22 protein-coding genes, 1 other RNA gene and 4 pseudogenes are annotated in these 22832 nt (G+C 61.9%); 8 read left to right on the forward strand and 19 right to left on the reverse strand.

The genetic code is table 11. The features are described 5' to 3' along the window. Positions 1-82: 82 nt before the first annotated feature. The 5 genes and pseudogenes from Y887_RS11755 to Y887_RS19055 all read left to right on the forward strand — a co-directional run bounded on the left by Y887_RS11755 (position 83) and on the right by Y887_RS19055 (position 2415). Complete coding sequence (locus Y887_RS11755) at positions 83-439, forward strand: MarR family transcriptional regulator (RefSeq protein ID WP_502362100.1); 357 nt, start codon at positions 83-85, stop codon at positions 437-439. Positions 440-464: 25 nt separating this feature from the next. Then, the gene (locus Y887_RS21335; protein WP_245879482.1) at positions 465-665 is read left to right on the forward strand and encodes a hypothetical protein; all 201 of its coding nucleotides are present in this window, start codon (positions 465-467) and stop codon (positions 663-665) included. An 18-nt stretch (positions 666-683) separates the two neighbouring features. Beyond that, the gene (locus Y887_RS11760; RefSeq protein ID WP_245879483.1) at positions 684-1391 is read left to right on the forward strand and encodes a CPBP family intramembrane glutamic endopeptidase; all 708 of its coding nucleotides are present in this window, start codon (positions 684-686) and stop codon (positions 1389-1391) included. Positions 1392-1601: 210 nt separating this feature from the next. Next, positions 1602-2063 (forward strand): annotated as a pseudogene (locus Y887_RS11765) (DUF4126 family protein). 276 nt (positions 2064-2339) lie between these two features. Beyond that, a non-coding RNA gene (locus Y887_RS19055) (sX9 sRNA) lies at positions 2340-2415 on the forward strand. Between the two features lie 95 nt (positions 2416-2510). Here the strand turns inward: Y887_RS19055 and Y887_RS11770 are convergent. From Y887_RS11770 to Y887_RS11785, 4 genes and pseudogenes are all read right to left on the reverse strand, one after another. After that, positions 2511-3149: a hypothetical protein gene (locus Y887_RS11770; protein WP_046964508.1), complete on the reverse strand. Its 639-nt coding sequence runs from the start codon at positions 3147-3149 to the stop codon at positions 2511-2513. A 111-nt stretch (positions 3150-3260) separates the two neighbouring features. Beyond that, positions 3261-3652: pseudogene (locus Y887_RS11775) on the reverse strand (VOC family protein). An 81-nt stretch (positions 3653-3733) separates the two neighbouring features. Next, positions 3734-4708 carry a glutathione S-transferase family protein gene (locus Y887_RS11780; RefSeq protein WP_046964509.1) on the reverse strand — a complete coding sequence of 325 codons (975 nt, stop codon included), beginning with the start codon at positions 4706-4708 and terminating at the stop codon, positions 3734-3736. Between the two features lie 143 nt (positions 4709-4851). After that, positions 4852-5631, reverse strand: a complete 780-nt coding sequence (locus Y887_RS11785; protein WP_046964522.1) for an SPFH domain-containing protein — start codon at positions 5629-5631, stop codon at positions 4852-4854. 412 nt (positions 5632-6043) lie between these two features. Between Y887_RS11785 and Y887_RS11790 the strand changes: the two genes are divergently transcribed. Continuing rightward, entirely contained in the window at positions 6044-7633 is a 1590-nt protein-coding gene (locus tag Y887_RS11790) for an SDR family NAD(P)-dependent oxidoreductase (RefSeq protein WP_046964510.1), read from the forward strand. 103 nt (positions 7634-7736) lie between these two features. Here Y887_RS11790 and Y887_RS21470 read toward each other — a convergent pair whose 3' ends face one another. Then, complete coding sequence (locus Y887_RS21470; protein ID WP_342749445.1) at positions 7737-8096, reverse strand: excalibur calcium-binding domain-containing protein; 360 nt, start codon at positions 8094-8096, stop codon at positions 7737-7739. A gap of 75 nt (positions 8097-8171) precedes the next feature. Next, complete coding sequence (locus Y887_RS11795) at positions 8172-8726, reverse strand: hypothetical protein (protein WP_245879493.1); 555 nt, start codon at positions 8724-8726, stop codon at positions 8172-8174. Between the two features lie 283 nt (positions 8727-9009). Here Y887_RS11795 and Y887_RS11800 point away from each other — a divergent pair, with 283 nt between their 5' ends. Next, positions 9010-10506: a hypothetical protein gene (locus tag Y887_RS11800; protein WP_046964523.1), complete on the forward strand. Its 1497-nt coding sequence runs from the start codon at positions 9010-9012 to the stop codon at positions 10504-10506. 175 nt (positions 10507-10681) lie between these two features. On the opposite strand, the gene Y887_RS11805 is transcribed toward Y887_RS11800, so the two are convergent. Beyond that, complete coding sequence (locus tag Y887_RS11805; protein ID WP_245879484.1) at positions 10682-11602, reverse strand: hypothetical protein; 921 nt, start codon at positions 11600-11602, stop codon at positions 10682-10684. A gap of 327 nt (positions 11603-11929) precedes the next feature. Here Y887_RS11805 and Y887_RS11810 point away from each other — a divergent pair, with 327 nt between their 5' ends. Beyond that, a complete protein-coding gene (locus Y887_RS11810) occupies positions 11930-14038 on the forward strand; it encodes an ankyrin repeat domain-containing protein (protein WP_046964512.1) in 2109 nt (702 codons plus the stop codon). 130 nt (positions 14039-14168) lie between these two features. Here Y887_RS11810 and Y887_RS18290 read toward each other — a convergent pair whose 3' ends face one another. From Y887_RS18290 to Y887_RS19095, 12 genes and pseudogenes are all read right to left on the reverse strand, one after another. After that, entirely contained in the window at positions 14169-15035 is an 867-nt protein-coding gene (locus Y887_RS18290; RefSeq protein ID WP_052764994.1) for a DUF6973 domain-containing protein, read from the reverse strand. Positions 15036-15038: 3 nt separating this feature from the next. Then, complete coding sequence (locus Y887_RS11820; protein ID WP_046964513.1) at positions 15039-15452, reverse strand: hypothetical protein; 414 nt, start codon at positions 15450-15452, stop codon at positions 15039-15041. A gap of 131 nt (positions 15453-15583) precedes the next feature. Beyond that, positions 15584-16486 (reverse strand): XVIPCD domain-containing protein, encoded by a 903-nt coding sequence (locus tag Y887_RS11825; protein ID WP_046964526.1) that lies wholly within the window; start codon positions 16484-16486, stop codon positions 15584-15586. A gap of 107 nt (positions 16487-16593) precedes the next feature. Then, the gene (locus Y887_RS11830; protein WP_245879485.1) at positions 16594-17235 is read right to left on the reverse strand and encodes a hypothetical protein; all 642 of its coding nucleotides are present in this window, start codon (positions 17233-17235) and stop codon (positions 16594-16596) included. A 137-nt stretch (positions 17236-17372) separates the two neighbouring features. Continuing rightward, positions 17373-17562 (reverse strand): annotated as a pseudogene (locus Y887_RS19065) (SymE family type I addiction module toxin); the annotation flags it as partial. A gap of 54 nt (positions 17563-17616) precedes the next feature. After that, positions 17617-18939, reverse strand: a complete 1323-nt coding sequence (locus Y887_RS19070) for an XVIPCD domain-containing protein (protein ID WP_245879487.1) — start codon at positions 18937-18939, stop codon at positions 17617-17619. Next, positions 18933-19082, reverse strand: coding sequence for a hypothetical protein (locus Y887_RS21340; protein ID WP_245879488.1), 150 nt, complete (start codon positions 19080-19082; stop codon positions 18933-18935). The genes Y887_RS19070 and Y887_RS21340 overlap by 7 nt, the downstream gene beginning before the upstream one ends. A gap of 14 nt (positions 19083-19096) precedes the next feature. After that, positions 19097-19726: a hypothetical protein gene (locus tag Y887_RS21345; protein WP_046964514.1), complete on the reverse strand. Its 630-nt coding sequence runs from the start codon at positions 19724-19726 to the stop codon at positions 19097-19099. A 780-nt stretch (positions 19727-20506) separates the two neighbouring features. Continuing rightward, positions 20507-20645: pseudogene (locus Y887_RS19085) on the reverse strand (SymE family type I addiction module toxin); the annotation flags it as partial. An 87-nt stretch (positions 20646-20732) separates the two neighbouring features. Further along, on the reverse strand, positions 20733-21887 hold the full coding sequence (locus Y887_RS11845) for an XVIPCD domain-containing protein (protein WP_245879489.1): 1155 nt from the start codon (positions 21885-21887) through the stop codon (positions 20733-20735). A 36-nt stretch (positions 21888-21923) separates the two neighbouring features. Further along, positions 21924-22523, reverse strand: a complete 600-nt coding sequence (locus tag Y887_RS19090; RefSeq protein ID WP_248827421.1) for a hypothetical protein — start codon at positions 22521-22523, stop codon at positions 21924-21926. A gap of 165 nt (positions 22524-22688) precedes the next feature. Further along, positions 22689-22832, reverse strand: a 144-nt coding sequence (locus tag Y887_RS19095) for a SymE family type I addiction module toxin (RefSeq protein WP_157004325.1), incomplete at its 5' end; no start/stop codon positions are given.

The following is a 22832-nucleotide window of genomic DNA, read 5'->3' on the forward strand; positions in this document are numbered from 1 at the left end:
TCGAGCTGCTCGACGGCGACCTGGAGGCGGTCTACGCCGCATCCGGCCTTGCCTGGCGACCGCGCTATACGCCCGTGCTGCGGTGCTCATGCGGCTTGGCCCGACATCCATCAAGGTACTGGCGCAGCAGATCGGCATCACCCACTCCGCTGCCAGCCAGACCGTGGCGCAGATGGCCAAGCACCGTCTGGTCGCGCTCAAACCCGGTGCAGATGCACGCGAGCGCATCGTGGTGCTCAGCGCCAGAACGAAGCAGATGATTCCAGCCTTGCAGCGTCAGTGGGCAGCAACCACTGCAGCAGCCGCACAGCTGGATATGGAGCTGTCGGTGCCGCTGTCGGCAGTGCTTGCAGAAGCCATCGCCGCGTTGAACCAGCGCTCCTTTGCAACCCGCATTTGTGCGGCAGCGACCGCACTTTCCAGCACGCCCACGCCATAGCCGAAGCATCTACAAGGAGTCGCATATGCATGCAACGACGCAATCCACCGGCACGGTCGCGGTATCGGCAGGAACACTGGCCCCGCATCCCATCGCGCTGGGTGATGCCGGTGTCTTGCGCCCCGGGCGGCTGCGCTGGCTACGCGCATGCGGCTGGGCGATCGTCCTGTTCTTCCTGGTCGCCGTCCCCACCGGCGTGCTGACACGGTTTCTGGGCGGGTTCTAGCCAAAAACCGATGCGCCGGTGCAGTTCGCCGTCAGCCTGTTCGGGGCGCTGGTGGCGCTTTGCATCTACACATTGGCAGTGCGCCTGGCCGAAAAGCGCACGCCGTCGGAGATTGCGCTACGTGCCTTGCTGCCGCAGTTGACCATCGGCCTGTTGGCAGGTGCCGCGATGTTTTCGGTGGTGATGGGCATCATGGCGCTGTTCGGCCTGTACGACATCCAGTGGAGCGGTCCGGCATCGGCGTTGACGCCGCTGCGTAAGGCACTGCAAGCCGGTGTCGTGGAAGAGCTGATGATGCGTGCGGTGCTTTTGCGTCTGGTGTGGCGTGCATTTGGCCCGTGGAGCGCGTTTGCGGTGTCATCGGCGGTGTTCGGCTTCAGCCATCTGGGCAACCCGAATGCCACGGTCTTTGCGGCGATCTGCATCGCACTGGAAGCCGGGGTCATGCTGGGCGCCTTCTACGCGCTTACCGGCCGTCTGTGGATGTCGATCGGTGCGCATATCGCCTGGAACTTCACCCAGGGCTATCTGTTCGGTGCCGCCGTCTCGGGCATGGCAATGGGCCCGGCGATCGCGCGCAGCACGCTCAACGCCACGATGCCGGACTGGCTCACCGGGGGCGCATTCGGCCCGGAGGCATCGCTACCCGGCATGCTGGTCTGCCTGGCAGTCGGCCTCACGCTGGTCTGGCTGGCCTGGCGCAGGGGTCAGTTCGCCAGGCACTGACGGGCGCGCGCATCGCAGCGTGCTGCCGATGCGCGCGTCATCGCTTGCCGCTGCCCTCCATCCGCGGCGCCACCGGTGGGCCGCGACCGCTGCGTGGCCTGCACATCGTCTTGCCAAGTTCCACACATGTCAGGACCTAGTGTGCACGGCACGACAGCGTGCCGCGCAGCGCATCCCGCCTGCGCTGGTTGCGCACATGCAGAGGTGCACATGGCATTGATCCATTCCATTTTGATGAGCGCCGTTGCCGGCATGCGCTCGATGACTCCCCTGGCCGCGGTGGCCAATGCGGCACGCACCGGCAAGCTTCCCGCCGACAATGGCGCGCCGGCGTTGCTTGCCAATCCACTCGCATCGGCCGGCATGTTGGCGCTTGCCGGTGGCGAGCTGGCCGGCGACAAGATGAAAACCGCACCCGACCGCATCGTGTTGCCCGGCATGATTGCCCGCATCGCCACCGGCGTCATCGTCGGCACGGCGTTGGCACCGCGCTAACAACGCGGCATCGCCGCATTGCTCGGTGCCACCACCGCGGTTGCCGCGGCCTATCTCACCTTCAATGCGCGCATGCGTGCGATCGAGCGCTATGGCCAAACCGGCACCGGTGTCGTCGAAGACGCCATCGCGGTGGGTGTGGCGACACTCATCGTGCGCGATGCGGCAAGGCGGTAGGCTGTCATGGATCACAGCGGCCGAGCTTCGCCTGACAGGCAGGCTGGACATGCTGAGTGCCATCAAGCAATCGCGCGCCCTGTTTTGATTGATCAAATCAGCATGATTGAAGAACCAAGGCTGGCTCCGAACTGCCCGGCTCTCCCCTGCTGCCGCAATTGATGGCCGCTCCCGCTCTAGACTGCAAGCCTCCGCACGCACTCTCATCGCCTAGGAGCGGCCAACAACACGATTGCGCTCACCGCCAGGCGGGCGCGGCCAGTGCTCGGAATCGGCATGTCCCACGCGCGCACTCCAGGTCCTGTGCGCCGTCCGCACCCAGCTGACGACGATGCGCTGTGTTCTATCGGCAATTCCAAGGGGCAAAGCGCTGGTGTGATGGAAGCGTGCCTTTCAAAAAACCCATTTACCTGAGGCGAACCGCATCTTCGCTTCCAGGCGCAATCGTTATTTTGACGATTCCATCAAGACAGTCCGTTCACTACAGCCGCTCCACAGACCAACTGATGGACAGCGCGCCTCCAGCGTATTGACGACAATCATCGTTACCTGAGGAAGAGGAACCATCAGCTTTCGGTTGTTGATGGACGTCCAGTACTTTTGGTCCAACCGGATACTGCCCAGTGCGATTCCACCGTTGTCGACCGGAGACTGCAGCATGAGAAGCGCCAGGGAGTTCGTCATATCCTCCAAGAGGCCGCCATAGGTAAGAACGTAGCGATCCGGGTGTTGCTTCTCCTGTTCGGCCCTCCAGCTTTGACGTGCAGCCCAGTAATCATCTCTTGTCATAGGCTCGGAAGGTTTGAACGACTCGAGCTTCACATCAAAGCCGCGCTCTCTGAGCTGCTCAGCCAAAATCAAAGGGAAATTCATACACCGTTGATAATATGGATTGTCCGGATTACGACGATCCTTTTCGCCCGGTTTCGGGATCGAACACGCGCCCAGGTCGTAGTCAGCCAAGATCAGCAATGGATTGATCCTGACGTCGATAGGAATTTTGGCGTTGATCACCTCTTTCGCTGCCACAGCGAATGGAGCAAGCAACAACAAGGACAGCAGCAGGATTTTTTTTGGATCGAACATCTTGAACTCTCTCGCTACGCACGTATAGGAAAGCTGCGCGACTGCACAGCGCCATGAGCATTAGCGGCAGAAGACTGCATTCTTGAAGGTCACGCAGACTGGGGCACGATTTCATCGTGCTGCCCGATGCGGTTGCGCATGCCGTCGGCACCAGCATGCGATGGCCAGCCAGACCGGCCCCATGCGGCTCTCATGCAGGCCCGGTGGACCCTCGATGGGCACGCCACCTGCCGCCACAGCAGCGTCGTGGAAGACCTGCACCTGCTCGGGCGAGCGACAGGTGAAGCCGACGGTGGCGCCGTTGCCGCTGGTCTCGGACGAATTGTCGATCGGCTCGCTGATGACGAAGGTGCTGCCGGCATGCCGGTAAAACAAGCGCACATGGCTGGAGCCGGCAGTGCCGACCAGCGGTGCGGCGCAGCGAAGACGCCGCCAAGTGCCGCATCTTAGAACTGCATGGATCGCGCACTATCGTTCGATCCCACCATCACATGATTGAGCACGCATCGCACCTGCCCGCATACAAGGCACGCAGCCTGGTGCAGGCCACGCGGCAGCGTGCCTGAGCGCGGCGGGGAGAGACATCAGCCGCCACGCCCATGCGGCGCATGCAGTTCCAGCACCGGCCCCATCGGCACGATACCGGTCGGGTTGATGGTGGCGTGACTTTGGTAGTAATGGTGTTTGATGTGCTGAAAATTCACCGTGTCTGCGATACCGGGCATCTGATAGAGCTCGCGCAAAAAGCCGGACAACTGCGGATAGTCGGCAATCCTTCGTAGATTGCATTTGAAGTGCCCGACATATACCGCGTCGAACCGTATCAGCGTGGTAAACAGCCGCCAATCTGCCTCGGTGAGCACGTCGCCGCAGAGATAACGGCGCTCGCCCAGGCGCGCCTCCAGCCAATCCAGCGTCTCGAACAGCGGCACCACCGCTTCTTCGTAGGCCGCCTGCGTGGTGGCAAACCCCGCCTTGTAAACGCCATTATTGACGGTGTCGTAGATACGCGCATTGAACGCATCGATCTGCTCACGCAGCGGAGCGGGATAAAAGTCTCCTTCGGCCGCACCAACGGCATCGAAGGCGCTATTGAACATGCGGATGATATCGGCCGACTCGTTGCTCACCACCGTGTTGCGCTCGCGGTCCCACAACACCGGCACGGTCACGCGCCCGGAGTAGCGCGGATCGGCGTTGAGATACACCTCATACAACCGCTTGGCGTGGTGAAGCGGATCGGCGATCACGCCCGGGCCAGGATCGAACGTCCAGCCCTGGTCGCGCATCAACCAGTTCACGACCGATACGTCGATCAGCGGCTCCAAGCCCTTGAGGCGGCGAAAGATCAAGGTGCGATGCGCCCACGGGCACGCCAATGACACATACAGGTGATAACGCCCCGCCGCCGCCTGAAATCCGCCCTCTCCATGCGGCCCGGCAGAGCCATCGGCTGTCACCCAGTGACGAAATTGCGACTGCGACCGCTCAAAGCGCCCCTCGCTCTTGTCGGTGTCATACCAACGATCTTGCCACTTGCCATCGACCAGCAGGCCCATGGTGTCTCCTTGCAGTCACGACAGGCAATCACCGTAGCCCAGCCATGTTGGAAGGCACGTGAGCGGCCTGCAATCACCGCGAGCATGCCTGCCGCGCAGTTGCCTCATCAGGTCGCAACCCACTCCCGGGTGAGGCCGCCCAGCTAGCGCGCGATCACGGATGTGCCGGACGGCACCATGTAGCACGCCTGCGCTTTCTTGCACGCCTCTGCATTGAGTTCGGCGATCTGGCTGGCCAGATACTGCTCCGGGGTCAGCCCCATGCGATTGCGGTACGCATTGTCGGCATCGGCCTTGGCGACCTGCTCCTGTTCACGCTGCCGCTCGGCCGTGGTGGCCTCGACGAGCGTTTTGACCCGCTGCTGCTGTGCAGCGGTCAGGTTCATCTGCTGCAGGACATCCGGGTTGGGACGTGCGCGGCCCAAGGTGATGTTCTGGATCTCGATCGGCAGCCGCTGCTCCTTGACCAGCGCGCGAACGTTCTGCGTCACCGAATCGTCGATTTTTCTGGCGGTATCGGGATCGCTCATCATCTTGGTCATGTCATAGCGCTTGACCTGGTCGCGCACGATGGACGCGTATTGGCTGGCGACATTGTTCTTGAACCAATCCTGCCCGAAGCCGGACAACAACAAGGCCGGTGCGGTGATCCGGTACTGAATCTGCGTAGAGAAATCCAGCAGGATATTGTCGCTGGACGAAAAGTCGTCGAAGGCCACCTGCACGGTCTGCGGCGTCACATCCACATAGGTGGCGGAGGTGGTCAACCACGCATAGGTCCGACCCGGATCACGCACGTCGTCCAGGCGGATTCCGCCTTTACCGAACAGCATCGGCTTATCCACCAACACCGCTTTCTGGCCCGGGTCGGGCGATACCACCGTACACGCGCACAGCCCACCCGCCAGCCCAAGAGCCAACAAGAACGTCTTCATCAATTTTCCCCTTTGATCGGCGCGCACGACTGCCCAGCCGAGATCGAAGGATAGCCAAGCAGCAGCTTGGCCTGCCAGTGACCAGCGCGACCGACACCTTTGCCTACGGCAGGCCCAATGCCTGCAAGCCGCTTGTAAGCGGCCCAGCGACGCGTGGCGCGAGCAGATGACTTTGGCAGTGGCCCGCGCAGAGCGCACGCATCAGCGCTCCGGGGCACCTGGTACACGCTCCGGCCCATCCATTGGCGCCACTGCCCCACAATCGGCGAAAATGCCCGAGTTGCGGCCGATCGCTTGCCGCCAGCCGGCAGCCTGCCGCCGTTCTTGCCTGTGCCCTTCACACTTCCCGGCTGCCGGCCGTCCCCGCCACGCCCCTGTACCGCTTCTTTCCGGATCTACCTTGAACACCACTGCCCCGCCCTTGCCCGCCAACGACGACCTGCCGCTCACCGACCGCCTGCGCGCGGCGCTGGACCTGCTAGAGGCCATCGAGGCCGACCGCAGCGTGCTCGACACCCTGCCCGAGGCCGACCGCGTGCGCCTGCACCAGGTGGTGGCCAAGGTCTATCACCCCGAACCCAAGGCACGGCGGCAGTTGCTCAAGCAGCGCGAGCGCGAGCGGCATCAGGAGAAGGTGCGCAAGGCCGAGGCCCTGCTCGAGCAGCGCGGCATCCGCGCACTGCGGCGCAAGCCGGTGTTCAGCACGCCAAACTTTTTCCCGCCGCATGCCGCCGGTCTGCACGACGCGCATAACGGCGAGAACGCGTCCGCGACGCCGGAGCCGCTGCATTCGCCCGAGCTGCGGCATTGCTACGTGTGCAAGCAGAAGTTCACCCAGCTGCATCACTTCTACGACCAGATGTGCCCGGCCTGCGCCGAGCTGAATTTCTTCAAGCGCACCGAAACCGCCGACCTGCACGGTCGCGTGGCGTTGCTGACCGGTGGGCGGGTCAAGATCGGCTATCAGGCAGGCCTGAAGTTGTTGCGCGCCGGTGCCGAGCTGATTGTCACCACGCGCTTCCCACGCGATTCGGCTGCGCGCTACGCGCAAGAGCCGGATTTTGCGCAGTGGGGCCATCGCCTGCAGGTATTCGGCCTGGATCTGCGCCACACCCCCAGCGTGGAGGCGTTCTGCAGCCAGTTGCTGGCCACGCGCGAGCGGCTGGATTTCATCATCAACAACGCCTGCCAGACCGTGCGCCGCCCGCCGCAGTTCTACGCGCACATGATGGCCAACGAAACCGCCGCGCTGGATGCACTGCCGCAAACCGTCCAAAAGCTCGTTGGCCATTACGAAGGCCTGCGCACGCCCGAGCTATTGCGCGAAGCCTCGGCCACCGCACTGCCGGCCGTGCATGGGCGCGGCCTTGCCGATGCCGATGGCCTCACCCGCGCCGCCGAGCTGTCGCAGGTCGCGCTGCTGGACGACGAGCTGGTCGGGCAGGAGCACCTGTTCCCCGAAGGCCGTCTCGATCAGGATCTGCAGCAGGTCGACTTGCGCGGTCGTAATTCCTGGCGGCTGCTGATGGCCGAAGTGCCGTCGGTCGAGTTGCTGGAAACGCAGCTGGTCAACGCCATCGCGCCGTTCATCATCAACGCACGCCTCAAGCCGCTGATGCTGCGCACGCCCGAGCGCGACAAGCACATCGTCAATGTCTCGGCGATGGAGGGCCAGTTCTACCGCAACTTCAAGACCACCCGTCACCCGCATACCAACATGGCCAAGGCCGCGCTGAACATGATGACGCGCACCTCGGCGGCCGATTATCAAAACGACGGCATCCACATGAACAGCGTCGACACCGGTTGGGTCACCGACGAAGATCCGGCCGACATCGCCGCACTCAAGGTGCAGCAGGAGCGTTTTCACCCGCCGCTGGACATCGTCGACGGCGCCGCCCGCATCGTCGACCCGATCATCCACGGCTTCAACACCGGCGAGCACGTGTGGGGACAGTTCCTGAAGGATTACGCGCCGACGGATTGGTGAGCGGCAATACCGGGCCGCGCATCCAGGACAGATGCGCGGCCCACACTGGCAGCACGGATGCGCCCCACGTGGCAGTGATGCGCTGGCGGGATGGTGTCGTGAATCAGCGCCGACGCGACGGCTCGCATCCCACGCCATCATGATCGCGATCCAGATGCGGGCCGTATCCTGGATCGCCACGCCGCACCGGTGCAGCACCCGCTGCACGCGCTTCTGCGCACTTGCGGAAGACCGCCCCGGTCGATGGCATCCACGCGGACGGATCAAGCGGCTCAGCAGCGGCCGCCGGTCTTCCTTCGCCACTGGCGGCGCGGTGACGGTGGTAGCCACCGTTCTTGCGGTCGTTGTGGCAGCCCTGCTTGTTCAATCCACCAGGATGCGCGACAGCTGCGGGGGTTACCCAGGCAATCGCGGTGATACTCGCTGCCAGCAATGACAGGCGTGATGGCATTGAATCAAGCATCCGGGAATCGCCACTACCAATCGTGCAGCGCTTGCGCTGCACCTGTCTTGTTTCTGCTGCGACGATGGGCTGCAGTTACTTGCAGTCTTTGGCAACCGGCGCCACATCCACCGGGCTGACCTGACCATTGGCGTCCACACGGTTGACCGCCAACGTGCACACCGAACTGCGAAAATCCAGGTTCAGGGCCACTTCGTAATCTGCGCCCGGCTCCGGGACAAACGTGGACGCAAGCAGTGCGCCGCAGCTCCAGCCAACGTGGTATCCAGGCGCCTGATTCCAATGTGCCGGTGAACTCGCACCAGCCTCCACAACGACCGGCTTACCCGGCTCGATCGCGTATTCCTTGTAGAACGGCTTGGAGCCGATCATCTTCCGGTCGCCCAGACGACGTACATTCTCCGTCTCCGGGATGCCGATCGGCTCATTCTTCACCGAGCCCATCAACGACCCGAAAGCGCTCTTCAGCGAGCCGGATGCGCGCACCTTCTCGCCATACTTGGCCGTGCACACCGCATCCTTGTACAGCACGATGCCAACGCCATTCTGACCAAACATCCGGATGCGCGCGCCGCCACCTTCAGTGGATGAGGGCGCAGGCTCTGCAGCCATGGCAGCCATGGCCGGCATCGCAGACACCAGAGACAAGATCAGCAATCCACGCAATACGTTCAACGCACTCTCCACTATCGCAATCCGACGATTCCATTGAGCTTGCGATAGCGGCGCGATGTGCCGGTTCTTGATCACAAACGATGGCTTGAGATGAAAAGTGCGCAGCAGCGCACGAACAGGCAGCGGATCCGCGCCGGGCGGCACGGCTCCCGCCCGCGACCTTTCCCGCTCACGCGGTTGCCCGGACCACTGGCATGATGATGCCCGCATGTTGACCACTGACGCACAGGAGGCACGGATGTCACAACACGCTATCGAGGAGTTCATCGAACGCTGCGTCCAGCTGGTCGATCGCGGCAGCTTGAGTCGCACGCACAAGGCAGCGCTCATGCGTAGCTTGCTGGGGCTGCAGGCGCGCTACGACACCGGCCTGACCTGGTTCGGCGTGCACACCGAGCTCCTGCGCCATGGCGTGCTGGTGCGTACGGCGGTCGAGGACATCGACGATGCGACCCTGCGCGCGCAGGCCCTGGCCGCCGAGGCGCCGGGTTGGCTGGAGGACGCACAGGGCGAGGTCTATCTGCAATGGCAAGACCAGGCACGCGTGGTCTACCGCCGACCAGACACCGGCCACACGCTACCGCTGGCAGAAGTATTCGGCGACGTTCTCGACCTCGCCCACCAGGCCGATGACAGCGCGTTGTTCACCGACTGCTACGGCCTGTTGGTCAACAGCTGGCTGGACGAGACCTTCGACGCAGCCGACGGTATCGCCCCCACCCTGGACGGCCTGCTCGCTTCCGACACCTTGCGCGCCATCCGTGCGCTGGCCGCACTCCGCGCGCTCAAGCCTCGCCGTGGCGCGCCCGAGGACCTGGCCGTGCCGCGGCTGGCCGACAGCGGCACCTTCGGTGAGATCGAGCGCGAGATGGGTCTGCGGTTTTTCCTGCAGCCCAAGCGCACGCCTGCGGCGTTACGCACTGCGCGTGACAAGGCCACACGTCAGCAGGTGCGTCTGCGCGAGCTGCTCCCGCAACTGGTGGAGCAACACCTGGGCACATCGCTGCGCGCTGCTGGTTGGTCTGCTGTCGCGGTTGAAGCGAGCCATCGTTGGCAATGGATCCGCGACCACGACGGCAGCCGTCAGTGTCTGTGGGCCAGCTATGACCCGACCCTGGGCGAGCTGATGGTCCGGGCGGGGCTGCAGCATGCCCGCCTGCTGGCCTGGCAGCAGCGTGCGGCGACCACGCAGCTGCATGACCTGCATTGCGTGGCCGATGCGGCCACCTTCCTGGGCAAGCAGGTCCTGGACAGCGCGGACGTGGGCGACTACGGCGGCTGGGCACTGAATCCATCTCACAGCGACGCCGTGCTGAGCGCTGCCCTGGCCCGTCTGGCGACGGCACTACCCGCACTGGATGTGCACTTCTTCAGCCGCATCACCGATCAGCTGGCCGGCCCCTGGTTCCAACGCTCCGCCGACACCTGGCTGCAGCTGCTGGAACACGGCGACGACAACGGCGTGGTGCCGCCCGAGGTGATATTCGCCAGCCCGGACAGCGTGCTGCTGGTATTCGTGTTCTTCCACCTGGAGTGCGGCGAACAGACACGTGCCAACGCACATGTCGAACAGTTGCGCCAGCGGCTGGCCGCACGCGCCCGTCCAACTGTCTGGCATCGCCAATGGCTGGCGCCATTTCTGCAGCAGTGGGAGCACGGGGCAGGCACTGCTCCCATGCCACCGCTGCTGCACCCGCTGCTGCTCGATCACCTGCGCGCAAACGATGGCGCCTGATTGCCGCACCACGCCGCCGATACGCGGCTGGCGCGACTCAGGCGTGTGTACGGAGGCCTTGCAGGTCGACATCTTGCTGCCGCAAGCCGCGGCGCCGCGCAGGCAACGCGGTGCCGCATTCCAAGGCCTTGTCCGCTTGCAATGCCGGCAGCGCACAGGCATCGCGCACAGCCCCTCAATAGCGTAGCGCCTCCGCTGTGGGTGCCACCGGCGCAAACCGCGCCTTGCTGAAGTCATGCAGCAGCCGAGCCGCCTGCTCACCCTGCTCGGAATAGCGCCGGAAATCGCTTTTGTACAATCGATACAGGCAGCCGCCCCGCGCGAACACCAGGTCGCCGCCATCCCAGTCGGCCCAGTCGGTGCCGGGCAGGTCCACCAGCACGGCGCCGTCGCGATCCAGCACGCGATGATCCAGCGCATACCAGGCATCGTTCTGGCGCCCCACGGCACGCAACAGCGATTGCAGCCGACGCCCGCCACTGCCGTCCTTCTCCCACACGCGTGGGCGCGTGAAGCCGTAGAGCACGCCGCTTCGCAAACCGCCGCGTTCGCCCTCACCGCCGTCGAGCGTTCGCCAGCCAGCGCGCTGCCGCAGCATGCTGTCGATCGGCTCGTCTTCGCCACCGCCGGACCATTGCCCGAACGGCCGCACCGTCATCCCGTGCTTCAGACCGAAGCCGGTCGGCAGCGGAAACGGCTCGCGGCCTGCCTGCGGGCGATGATTCAACAGCAAGGTCTGCTCGTCCTCAAACGCACCACCGCCACCCCACGCGTCCCCCTTGGGCCACAGCGCCAGCGCGGTGAAGAACGGCGGGCGCGACAGCGCGGTCCAGGTCCCGAAATCGCCCTTGTGCTTGGCCGCGAAATACACCAGCAGCCGCCCCGACGGCGACAGGTCGCAACGCCGTTCGTAGATGCGGCCCTTGAACCACTGCCCATGCTCGAACGTGTCCGTGCGCAAGTCCCAGCGGATCAGCTGTAGCTGCTTGCTGGGCCCACGCCGGAAGATCACCCCGGTGCGTGCGTCCCGCGCCAGCAGGACATACAGCCGCGTGGCCGGGGTGAACCTGTCTTCCATCTGCGATGTCGATTGCATCTGCATCCTCCGTGGATTGACGTTTCTCCCGCACCGATGCAGTGCAGCCGCATCCGGCTGCAGGCCGCATGTAGCGCAGCCACAGCCCGGTCGTGCCGATTATCGAGCCCAGGCAACAGAGCGCAAGATCTCCGCTGCAGGCATTCCGAGGTCGCGCCCTGGTGTCTCGCTCGCGCGTTGCCTGCTGCCGGGCACTGATCCCCTCGCGCGTTATCCTTCGCCCCGCAAGCAGCTGTCTCTTCCGCCTTCTGCGAGGAACCGCATCTGAGCAATGTCACCCGTCGTCAGTTTCTCGAAGCCGGCATCGTCGCCCTGGGCACAGCGGGCATGCTCGGTGCCTGCGCCACGCAGGACAGCGCCCTGCACACGCGCTGGAGCCAGTGGCAGGCGAAATGGCGCTGGATGGAAGCCATCGCCCGCAAGCGCCGTTGGCAGGTGACGCCGCTGCTCATCGCCCCGCCTGCGACAGAACGCCAGCTGCTATCGCTCGAACGCCGTCACCGCCTGCCGATCCCCGCCCAACTGCGCCATGTCCTACGCGAGCTGTCGGCGCAAGTGAGCTTCGGCTGGTCTGTGCCCTCGCACCTGCGCGCGATGGAACAGCAAGATTTGCCGTCGATGAGCTGCAACCGCGACGCGGTGTGGAGCCTGACGCACATCGATACGATGGCCCTGCCCGTGTTTCTGGGCTGGAAGCAGGAGCTGGCCACGCGCGATCTGTCCGAGGCACCCAACAGTCCTGCACTGTGGGAACACCAGTTCGCTTTCTACAGCCTCATCAACGGCGACTGGCTGACCATCGACACCACACATGCGGATCCGGCCAGGCAACCGGTGCGCTATTTCTCGCACGAGCTGGAGATGCTGCACGGCCTGGCACTGGCGCCGGACTTCTTCAGCTTCATCACCCAGATGTCGGCGCTGGGCATGGCCGGCACCGAATGGGCCTCGTGGATGCGCTTCGGCAACGGCCAGAAAGACGACACCTTCTACCTGGATGCTGGCAACGAGGGCTCAAAGGCGTGGCTGGCCTGGCTGCAACGCGACCCGGCGCAGCCCGGCCCCGATACGCCGCCGCTGCCCATCGTGGAGCGCAGCGCGGCCGATCGCGCATTGCTGGACGCCGCACGCGCCAATTCACTCGTCGGCGTCGAGGCCGCATTGCTGGCAGGCGCCGTCCCCGACTGCACGCCGGACAGCGACTGGCTGATGGAACACACCGCATCCGACCAAGAATTTTCCACCGCCATCCATTACGCCACCCGGCACGACAACACGGCCATGATCGAGCGCCTGCTCAAGGCCGGCGCAACGCTCAATACACGGCTGCTGCCGCTCAATACCGCGGTCAAACACAGCACGCTGGCCACCGTGCGCTGGCTCATCGCGCACGGCGCACGCGTCAACGGCTGGGCCAATCAGCGGTACTGGCCGCTGCACGACCTGGTGGTCACCCGCGGGCCGATCGCCGCAATGACGCGTGCGCACTACCGCCAGCACCTGATCGACAGCCACAGCGTCGGCAACCTCGACTCACTGGATGCCCTGATCGCCCAAGCCCAGGATGCACAGACCCGCGCGCGCTATCGCGCCGCCAAGCGCGCCCTGCAGCAGGCCAGCCAGGAGGCGGTGAAAGACGTCGACAGCCAGCTGCGCAACCACCTCAGCCTGCAGGACTATCTGGACATGCTGGAAGCGCTGCTGGACGCCGGCGCCGACCCGGACGCACGTTGGGACAACGGCACCACCATGCTCGGCTGGGGCGGCGTGGCCACCGCACGCGTGCTGCTGGCGCACGGCGCCGATCCCAACGTGCGCGACATCCACGGCACCACGCCGATCCACACCGCCAGCACCGGCGAAAAGGTACGCGTGCTGGTCGCCGGCGGCGCCGATATCAACGCGCACGCCATCGCACAGAACACCGACGACTCGCAGCACTACACACCGCTGCAGTCGGCGCTGCTCTCCCACACGCTCGACGGCGACAGCCCCATCACCGCGCTGCTGGAACTGGGCGCGGACGCCACCCGCACCGACGCCGATGGCCGTTCGTCGCTGGCCTATTGCTTCCAGCCGGACCTGGTGCGCCTGATCATGAGCAAGGGGCAGGACCCGCTGGCCCTGCAACCGGGCCAGCAAACCCTGTTGCATAACCTCACCGCCCGTCACTGGCTCCCGCGCCACACGTTCCCGAAGGAAGTGGTCTTTCTCGATTTTCTGCTGAGCCTGGGGATCGACATCAACGCGCGCGACGCCAGGGGCCGCACCCTGCTGCACTACGCCGCCGAACAGGAAAGCAACGATGAGAGCGCGCCCAATTACGCGCTCGTCCTGGCCCGGGGTGCCGACAAAACCATCAAGGACAACGATGGCAAGCGCGCCGTCGACCTGTTTGCCACCTCGCTGCAGACGGTGCGGGCGGCATTGCGGTGACCGTCATGCGGTGACCATTACCGGAGCCAGACATCACGCGTCAGCATGTGCGCGCCAGTCTTCCCTCGATGACTGAGCCGTCAAAGGCAACACGTCGGCAGCACCTACCACCAGCCTCCCACTGGGCCGCCTAGCGTCCAGGCGCAGGTGCTTGTTGTGTCGCCTGCGATTGCGCTTGGTCGTAGGCCTGGACGGCGTTGTGCTGATCGGCGGTGTAAACACTCTGCCGCATATCAGGTGCCGGCGTGTTCGCGTCTACCTGTGCACGAAATCCTGGCGTCTTGCCAGAGACGAAGATCTGGTCGTCACGCAGAACGGCGCCGGCGAGCTGGTCAACCCGTTCCATACCCGCCTGCTTTGCGGCAATCATGACCTCGGCCACCTTGGTATCGGACACCGATGCAGGCAGCTGCCCACGCAGCGTATTGAAGTACGCACGGTCCGGATGCGTGTCTGGGAACCTGTCATGCGCCTGGTCCTGCAGGCGCGATACATCCTTGTTGACACGGTCAACATCGCCGCTGGTCACAAGATCACGCTGAGGATCTCCCTGGGGCCGCGCCAGGCGTGGATCGTCGGGAAACAGCTGCCTGAGCCGCGGATCGTTCAAACCGGTCGCCAGATTGCCCTGGCGCAGGGCAGCGTAGGCCTGTCGCGCCAGCTCATCCTGCCCGGAGGTCTGATCGCCGAGCCGGCGACCGGCTTCGTTGTTCCATAGATCCATGCGATGTTCGTAGGGATCATTTGGATGGGCTGGCCCAATTTCGGCATCATCTCCGAACCTGCGTGCGATCCACTGCTGACCTAACGCAAGCTGGGTGACACGGCCGCTGGTATACGCATGTCGAAAGGCATCGAGCTCATCGTTGTGCCCCTGCGATTGGAAGGTGCCATCGGGACGCTTTGCCAAGGTGATGCCGCTCAGCTGTTCGTAGTGCCGATAGGCTTCCTGCTCAATCTGACGCTTGGCACCCTTCGGATCGGTGATGTCGACCATGGCTTAGCCTCCCTGCGCTGCCTTCTGAAACTCGATAGGCCCTTGATAGCCCGGATACTTCTTCTTGATCAGGATGCGATCGGATGGCGTGACACAACTGTCCTCCAGGGAATTGCTCACATGTGCCTCATCCACGAAGAACTCTTCATAGGGCAACGGCAGCACGGATGTCTCTCCGTCGCGATCGAACTTCAGCAACAGGCTGTCATCGCGCTCGAAGCACAGCGTCTTCCAAGGAAAATCGGTCAGCTTGCCGGCTTCGACCACCGCCGAGTCCTTGCCGGCCAGCAGCGTCACAACATGCTCGGAGAACTGTTTTTTTGAGATTGGCGGCTCGGTCATGGCGCATCCTGCAAAGGTGGCAACGACCACTGCGGCCGATACCCAAACGTAAGGACGGAAGATAGCGAATGACATACGGCGCGGCTCCTTCCTGCGGTAGAGCGATGTTTTACCAGAAGCGGCCAGCCGGCACAGCACCTCGCCTACCTCTCTACAGGGTGCGCTTGACGGAGCGTTTAACAGTCCCAGCAACATTGCACTAGGCCTCACACCATACGGTGTTGAGGCGCAATCGACTGCTCTCGCTGTTGCTCCTGCTGCTGGAATTGCTGTTGGCGCTGCGTTTCGCCCAAGGCCTGCAATTGCGCCAAAGATTGCTCGACGGGCTGCGCTATCGCCTCGCTCGTCTTCATATGCGCCATCTTGTGGGCGGGATCGTTCAACGCGCCTTCCACAACGAAGACGTTCTCTCCCCCCTGCACGGACTTGGTGTTCTCGCTCAGCACGACATGATCGATCCGCGACAGTCCGTGTTCTTTGGCCAGATGTGCGCTGCTTGCCGCCAGCCGGGCACTGTTGTCGTCGTACTCTCTGCCAAGACCCTGTTCAAGGCGGCGAACGGCCTGCTCTGCTTGGTGATGAAGTGGGTCACGAGGCTGTTGGTTCACGGCGGTTGCATTAGCGTCGCCTGTAGATCTCTGATCCCCTGGCGCCTGCGCATCTCCAATCACCTTCTGCCAGAAAAGCTGAGGCGGCTTCGGATTGCTGTGCTCTTTGTTCAAGTCACTGTCCGGCATCGGAGCATGGATGCTCTTGATGTCATCAACATTTCCTACAGGCTTAAGCGCGCCCTCAAAATCCTTGTCGACCCCCTGCTTGGTGGTGCGGTGCAATCCCGCATAGTTCAGCGCGCCCCAAGTGAAGTCGATGCAGCTATTGGAAGCACCGCCGTACTCCATATCAAAATTATGCTTCGCCGGCGACCTGCCAAATTCTTTTAGCTTCTCGTATTGCGACTGATCGATCTCCATCGTGCGCGAATAATAAGGATCTTTATAATTCCTGACATCGTCTTTGAAGACCTTTCCTGGCCCACTTGACTCACCGTGCTTTGCGGGAGCAAATCCATAGCTATTAACTTCCGCGCCATCACTCACTGTGTAATACATGTGGCCGGCCATTGAGTTTCCGCCGCCGATCAAGAGCGGAGTACCTGCCGAAGCGACGTAAATGGTGACGGTGTAGCGCTTGTCGTGATCATCCATGTCATGCACACCTATTTTGCTTTGTGAGTGTAAGCAATGAGCAGCTGCGCGTTAGCGTCCCCCAAAACCTGCCGATTCTGATCAATGCGCAACCGAAGACGATAGCGACCAGACGGGAGGGAAGTACTGTAAGCGAATGCAAGTTCCTCTGAAACCATACCTCTCGGGGGCAATCCGGCGTTTTCCATTGTCGCAACATCTGCATTGAGCGCGAACAATCCCTTTGCAATACCGTCTACTGCGATCGTGACGGGCTTCTCTTGCTCTCTTCCAACACGCTGGCTGCGTAGCAGCTCCACCGGGACCGATCCGGCCTGCTCAGTGTGCTCCAGATGCACGACTGCAACGACATCAGCGCGTACTAGACGCTCAGCGACATCTGCCACCACGCCGGTGTCACTTCCAGTCAGTAGAATACCGACAAAGATCGGCGGATTCGTATCGTCCGGCAGAGCAGGCACCTCGAACTCAAGCACCATTTCTTCGCCGTCGTGCGAAGGCAAGCTTCGCGTGAATGGCACTGCGGATTGCATACCTGACTGCTCCTTTGCGATGGGTGTATTTGCGGGAGGTGATTGCATGCTGCAGCCTACAATCAGGCAAATGGCCAGTGCCATAACTGCAAAGCGCACTCGATCGTTTGCAATGGGCACCGTATCTCTCCTAAAAGTGTGAAGCTTAAGCTGACGTTTGACGGAAGTAGGCTTCGAAGAGCATGAGGCCATTTGGCCGCTCCTTGCGCCCAACATGCTGCATCGTATCGCTTGCCCCTCTCCACGGCTAACTCCGCTCATCGCTGGACGCTACAATCGCTCCACCGGCACCACCAACACCAGCAGCTCCATCCCCCCGCGCTCGCAGTGGTGCGCAGCTTGGTGCCGATGGCAAAGCCCAGTTGTTCCAGCCATAGGCCACTGAGGCGGACGTGGGACACGTGCTGGTCGTCGGGGTTAATGGGTATAGCTGACGGCACATTGGCGTGCATTGACGCGCATAGCGAGCGGCGTCCAGACTTCACCCTGCCTTGTTGAACCTCAACGCGTCATCGACGGACCGGCCTGGGTAACGGCTTGCTGCGACTGCTCCAGGGCCTGCTGCTGATCGCGCGCCTCGGCCTGAGTCTGGTTGATTGCCTGCAGGCGATCGAACGACTGGGTCTCTGGCGCCTGCACGGCGTCCACCGTCGGCATGTGCGCGCGCTGGTGTGCCGGGTCGTTGAGCGCACCCTGGACGACGAAGACCTTCTCGCCGCCGGCCAGCTGACCTGTTGGGTTGTTGAGCACTACATGATCCACCCGCGACAAGCCTTCCTCTTTTGCCAGCGCACGCAGGCTGGCAGTCATGCGCTGACTTGCCCCGTCCCACTCTTTGCCGTGCTGGGCGTCGAGCTGCATCACACCACTTTTGATCTGCTGGTAAAGCGCGTGGTCTGGGTGGCCTGGCTGTGAAGGCGTCTGCGCCGGGGGATTTGGCGATTGTGGGTCGCGCTCTCGCAGCTCCTGCTCCAGCGCCTGGGCAGAAATCGGCGAGACGTGCAGGTGAGTGTCCTTGCTGTGCTGGAAGAGCCCAGGGGTTGGCGGCTGCTTACTACTGTCCAGGTATGGCATGGGACGGGTGTCGCTGCCCAGGTCAATGCCGTTGTGCTCCAAAATTTCTTCGTTGAATCCCAGGCGTTGCATGTCCAGGATCATTGGCCGCTCCGGCTCGCCGGGCTTTGCCTTGTTGTAGTGTCGCTCGTAGATGGCGGCTGTGCCGACCACCCACGGACCGTAATGGTTGACGTAGTCGGACTGGCCCGCATGACCGATACGGGTGTCCTTGACCGATTTTTCGAAGTAATTCACTCCCATTGCCTCGACATTACCCGCCGTGGGCGACAACGTCAGGTCGCTATTGAACGTCAGGTTTGCCTTGGGCGTATAGACACTTGGATAACCGCTGCGCGTGACGAAATCTCTGGCCCGACCATCCGCAAATAGGTACACATCTTCAAGCGTAGGATTAGGGTTACGACTCTTGGCCGCACTCACGATAGCGTTCCATCCGGCTATTTCGGCCGTTGCTTCGTCCGCACGGTTACTGGCCAGCACCTTCTCGCCAGCAGCAGTGTAATCGTGCGTGCTACGGGCAATTTTTATTGCCTCTGTTTTGAACTGTTCCCGCGCAAGCGCAGCAGTGGGACTGTAAAAGCTATGCTGAATTTCATGTCCCAAGACGAAAGTCAAATCGCCTGCTGCTGCATGCTTGCCGTTGGCATCATTCACCAGCGCTGCAAGCGGCAGGTGAATTTCCTGATCGCGTGGATCATAGGTGCCTCCCGCATGCGGATCGTTTAACGGCGCGAAGCCTTTCAGCACCTTTTCTGCACCGCCTCGTTGATCTGGCGGGTCAACTCGGGCGAATCGTTCAGGACCCGGTTGAAGTTGTCCAGATGCTCACGTGTGACACCTGGTTGCTGACCAAATGACGCCACCACGGCACTTGCTTCTTGGCTCAACATGTCCGCTCCTTGGACTAGCGAATTTGAACCCACTCGACGCACTGATGAGTAGTGCGCGCTAAAGGTTCGTCAGCCTCGCCACGCGGGAAGAGCTCTACGCGCATCCCTGGACGTTGAAAAATATCGCTCATCCATCGCCCATCTTCGACAAGATTGCGTTGTCGCGAGAAACCCATTTTTTCGAGGTGCGCCGCAAATGCCTCGAAGTCGATCTGGCAGATATCCGACATAGACGGAGACGCTTCTGGCGGATTAGGCAGGAACAGGAACTCGAACCATGCACCCTTTGTTTCGGTTTTGTTGACACCAAACCCGTAGTTCCAGTTTTGGGTCAGCACTCCGCTGGCACCGAACCGCCCGGAACCATCACCGCGATGCTGTACCGACTGGCCCATTGCTCGAGACACATGGTCGGCAGTAAACGATTCAATACTGGTGCTTGTGCGAATCAGCTCCAGTACCCGCTCCAATGCTTCCTGCGCGGTACGTGGTCCACCTTTGGAAGGATCTGCAGGTACGTGATCGGCTGAGGAACTCATGGCAGATGTCTCCGTGACGGTTGCCGGGGTTGGGGTGGCCGCCGTGTGGGCGCATGCGCCCAGAGCGAGGGTGGCGAGCAAGGCGTAGAGGGGGCGCGCGATCATGAAGCGTCCGTTGTGCGCTGATGTGGCTGCGATGCTACAAGAATGCCATTCACCACTTGAGCACGCGCAGTGGCACCGGGATGACGAGTCACCAAACCTTCGAAACTTTCGACACGCTGATTGCCAAGCCTGGGACTATGAAGCCGCTGCAGCCTGTATGGAGCAGGTTGAACGACATTCCCGTCTTCATTTGCCATGACGTCTCTCTTTGTTCATGCCAACCCTAGTTTAATCATTTACACCGACGATACTGCTTGACGGATTCGCCGTCGGAAATTACCAGATGCTCGCCCTTCAAAATGTACAGGTCGTCAGTTCTTATATCCGGCGCAATGTCCGACTTTGCGGAAACAACCCATGCACGTGGACCGGTGGAAACAAGCTTGATGGATACCGGAGTCTCCTCATGCTCGTACCCACGCAGCCGGGTCTTCTCGATGCGTATGGGCGAATCAGAATCAGGATTTAAGGGTAACTTGCAGGATTGTGGACCCAGATCCCACATCCCCTGGAGTTCTGTGGGATATGCGATGGACTGCCGCGTCTTGGTAGCTGACACCGCACTGCAGCTAGGCAATAGAAGGGAAACTGAAAGGAACGCAGTCAACATCCGCATACTTACCTCTACTCGGCGGTCTTGGTCGGCGCGCAAGCCCGATAGAGGGCGCGTGACCACTATACCTAAGCACTAATCAGGCAGACACATCATTACGCAGCATGCGTCTTATGCCTCTGGACGGATTGTCTTGCATGCTGCGTGGGCAACATCTAGCAGCGCGGCTACAGCGGCACCTCCACCGGAGGCAACACCCATCAGTAGCCGCCCTTCGCTTGCTGTGATGCGTAGCTTGCTGCCGATGGCAAAGCCCAGTTGTTGCAGCCATAGGCCGCTAAGGCGGACGTGGGGCACGTACTGGTCGTCGGCGCTGGCGGCAACGAGGTCACTAACGATGGATTGGCGCGCTTAGCGTGTGGGCGTGTGGGCTTCACTCTGCTTTGTTGAACCTCAACGCGTCATCGACGGCCCGGCATGGGTAACGGCTTGCTGCGACTGCTCCAGGGCCTGCTGCTGATCGCGCGCCTGGGAATGAGTCTGGTTGATCGCCTGCAGGCGATCGAACGACTGGGCCTCTGGTGTCTGCACGGCGTCCAGGGTCGGCATATGGGCACGCTGGTGGGCCGGGTCATTGAGAGCACCCTGGACAATGAAGACCCTCTCGCCGCCAGCCAGTTGAGGTGTCGGTTTGTTGAGCACTACATGGTCCACCCGCGACAACCCTTCCTCTTTTGCCAGCGCAAGCAGGCTGGCGGTCATGCGCTGGCTTGCCCCGTCCCACTCTTTGCCGTGCTGGGCGTCGAGCTGCGTCACGCCACCCTTGATCTGCTGGTAAAGCGCGTGGTCCGCATGGCCTGGCTGTGAGGGCAACAACGCGGTCTTCGGTGATGCCGGATGTGATTCAGGTTCAGGTCCACCCTGTTTCACATCAGAAGTAGTGATGTCGCCAACGGCTCCGGGCTCCGGCCGCCCCTGTTTAAGCTTCCACGGGAAGATGTGTTTGTCGTAGTAATCGCCATAATATTGCTCGTACGTCTTACTTGGAGCGACCGAAGGTTGTTCCGTCTTGAAGACCTGGGCAATCTGGTTCAATGCCGCATCGCGTGTGATGCGACCTGCCACTTGCTGATCTGCAATTGCCTCGTACTGCTGCGGCCTCGTGCCGCTTCCAGAAATACCGATATCCGGCCCCTGATGATTCAGAATCTCACGTCGGACTAATGCGTTACTGAGCGTTGCAGCTGCTTCGCCGCGCAGCATGTTGTTCACATAAGCTTGCTTGGAAGAATAATCTTTAGGCTCGGCGAACCCATGGTGTCCAATCTCATGCGATAGTGATCTGGCGATCCGTTCGCCTTTGCCAGCTGCGTCCTGGTCAATCACTACTTTTTTACCTGGATCCAGGTAGGTTCCTCCACCCGCGCTGCCCCAATCAACGCCTATGCCATCGCGCTTGAACTGAGAAAGGCCTGCTTGGAGTGTAGGCGAAGAATTAATTAGAGGCGCTAATGTTGGATCATTCAGCGGAGAAGCCGGCAGCGCGCCATTGGATGGTGCACCTACCTGTTTCGGCTGTGGAAACTCTTGTTGTTCATTACTTTCCATTACGCATTTCCCTTGCTTGATTCATCAACCTTTATCTCAAAGTTTGCTGATCGAGATATAGCTCAGGTGTGACTGGTCTTCCGTCAGACCAAAGATGACCTTGGTGCCGTTAACTGTCATCTCCCAATAGGCCCTGGAATCTCGCGCATCTGGACGAGGTGGGTAAGGAACAGCGTCTACCCAGGGAGACTCCATAAAACCCGGGCCAGGTGGCGAGAAATCGATAACCAACTTCCCACGTGATGGATCATCTGTTGCACTAATGAACTCAACATGCTGCACCTTTTCACCTGCCAGCACGCCTTGCTCGCTTACCCGAAGCACTCTTTCTCCGTCTAAGTGCCGTGGTCCAAATTGAGCTTGGAGCTGAGTACTGACGGCGGCGACATCCTGGAAGTCTGTTGCGATCAAACGATCGACGTCTTGTTTAAGGCGCTCCGTCACGTCTTTGCTCCTGGTTTCAGCGGAGGGCTTTGCAGCCGCTATGGCTAACTGATCGCGTGGAGTGCTCGGGGCACACCCCGCATGAAGGGTGCATAGTGCCAGCAGCGCAATTGATAACGACGTTGCCTGAGGGAAGGCATTACGTCCTTGGTTAACTTGCCGGCCATGGGATTTCCCAAGGTGAAGGGCCATCTCCCTGATCCTGCGCTAAGAGTGTCGCTGAAATTTAACACGTCGATGATCTTGGATCAGGCATAGGCAGCAATCACCGCAAGTCGTTCTTGGACCGCACGATTGACGAACCGCGCACCGACTTAACATGAATGCGGCAGGCGGCCCTAAGCGACACGCGATAGGTCACTTTGCCGGCGTTCCCACCGGCGGCAACACCTCCATCAGCAGCTGCCCTTCGCTGGCGGTGATGCGCAGCTTGGTGCCGATGGCAAAGCCCAGTTGTTCCAGCCATAGGCCGCTGAGGCGAACGTGGGGCACGTGCTGGTC

Origin of the sequence: Xanthomonas pisi DSM 18956 (assembly GCF_001010415.1) — a bacterium.
GTDB classification, from domain to species: Bacteria; Pseudomonadota; Gammaproteobacteria; order Xanthomonadales; family Xanthomonadaceae; genus Xanthomonas; species Xanthomonas pisi.

Bases quoted from the DNA above. Each gene is read 5' to 3' on its own strand.
- Y887_RS21335 (WP_245879482.1), top strand. From the start codon at position 465: ATGCATGCAACGACGCAATCCACCGGCACGGTCGCGGTATCGGCAGGA.
- Y887_RS11770 (WP_046964508.1), bottom strand. From the start codon at position 3,149: ATGTTCGATCCAAAAAAAATCCTGCTGCTGTCCTTGTTGTTGCTTGCT.
- Y887_RS11780 (WP_046964509.1), bottom strand. From the start codon at position 4,708: ATGGGCCTGCTGGTCGATGGCAAGTGGCAAGATCGTTGGTATGACACC.
- Y887_RS21470 (WP_342749445.1), bottom strand. From the start codon at position 8,096: ATGCTTGATTCAATGCCATCACGCCTGTCATTGCTGGCAGCGAGTATC.
- Y887_RS11795 (WP_245879493.1), bottom strand. From the start codon at position 8,726: ATGCCGGCCATGGCTGCCATGGCTGCAGAGCCTGCGCCCTCATCCACT.
- Y887_RS11800 (WP_046964523.1), top strand. From the start codon at position 9,010: ATGTCACAACACGCTATCGAGGAGTTCATCGAACGCTGCGTCCAGCTG.
- Y887_RS11805 (WP_245879484.1), bottom strand. From the start codon at position 11,602: ATGCAATCGACATCGCAGATGGAAGACAGGTTCACCCCGGCCACGCGG.
- Y887_RS11810 (WP_046964512.1), top strand. From the start codon at position 11,930: ATGCTCGGTGCCTGCGCCACGCAGGACAGCGCCCTGCACACGCGCTGG.
- Y887_RS18290 (WP_052764994.1), bottom strand. From the start codon at position 15,035: ATGGTCGACATCACCGATCCGAAGGGTGCCAAGCGTCAGATTGAGCAG.
- Y887_RS11820 (WP_046964513.1), bottom strand. From the start codon at position 15,452: ATGTCATTCGCTATCTTCCGTCCTTACGTTTGGGTATCGGCCGCAGTG.
- Y887_RS11825 (WP_046964526.1), bottom strand. From the start codon at position 16,486: ATGTATTACACAGTGAGTGATGGCGCGGAAGTTAATAGCTATGGATTT.
- Y887_RS21340 (WP_245879488.1), bottom strand. From the start codon at position 19,082: ATGTTGAGCCAAGAAGCAAGTGCCGTGGTGGCGTCATTTGGTCAGCAA.
- Y887_RS21345 (WP_046964514.1), bottom strand. From the start codon at position 19,726: ATGATCGCGCGCCCCCTCTACGCCTTGCTCGCCACCCTCGCTCTGGGC.
- Y887_RS11845 (WP_245879489.1), bottom strand. From the start codon at position 21,887: ATGGAAAGTAATGAACAACAAGAGTTTCCACAGCCGAAACAGGTAGGT.
- Y887_RS19090 (WP_248827421.1), bottom strand. From the start codon at position 22,523: ATGGCCCTTCACCTTGGGAAATCCCATGGCCGGCAAGTTAACCAAGGA.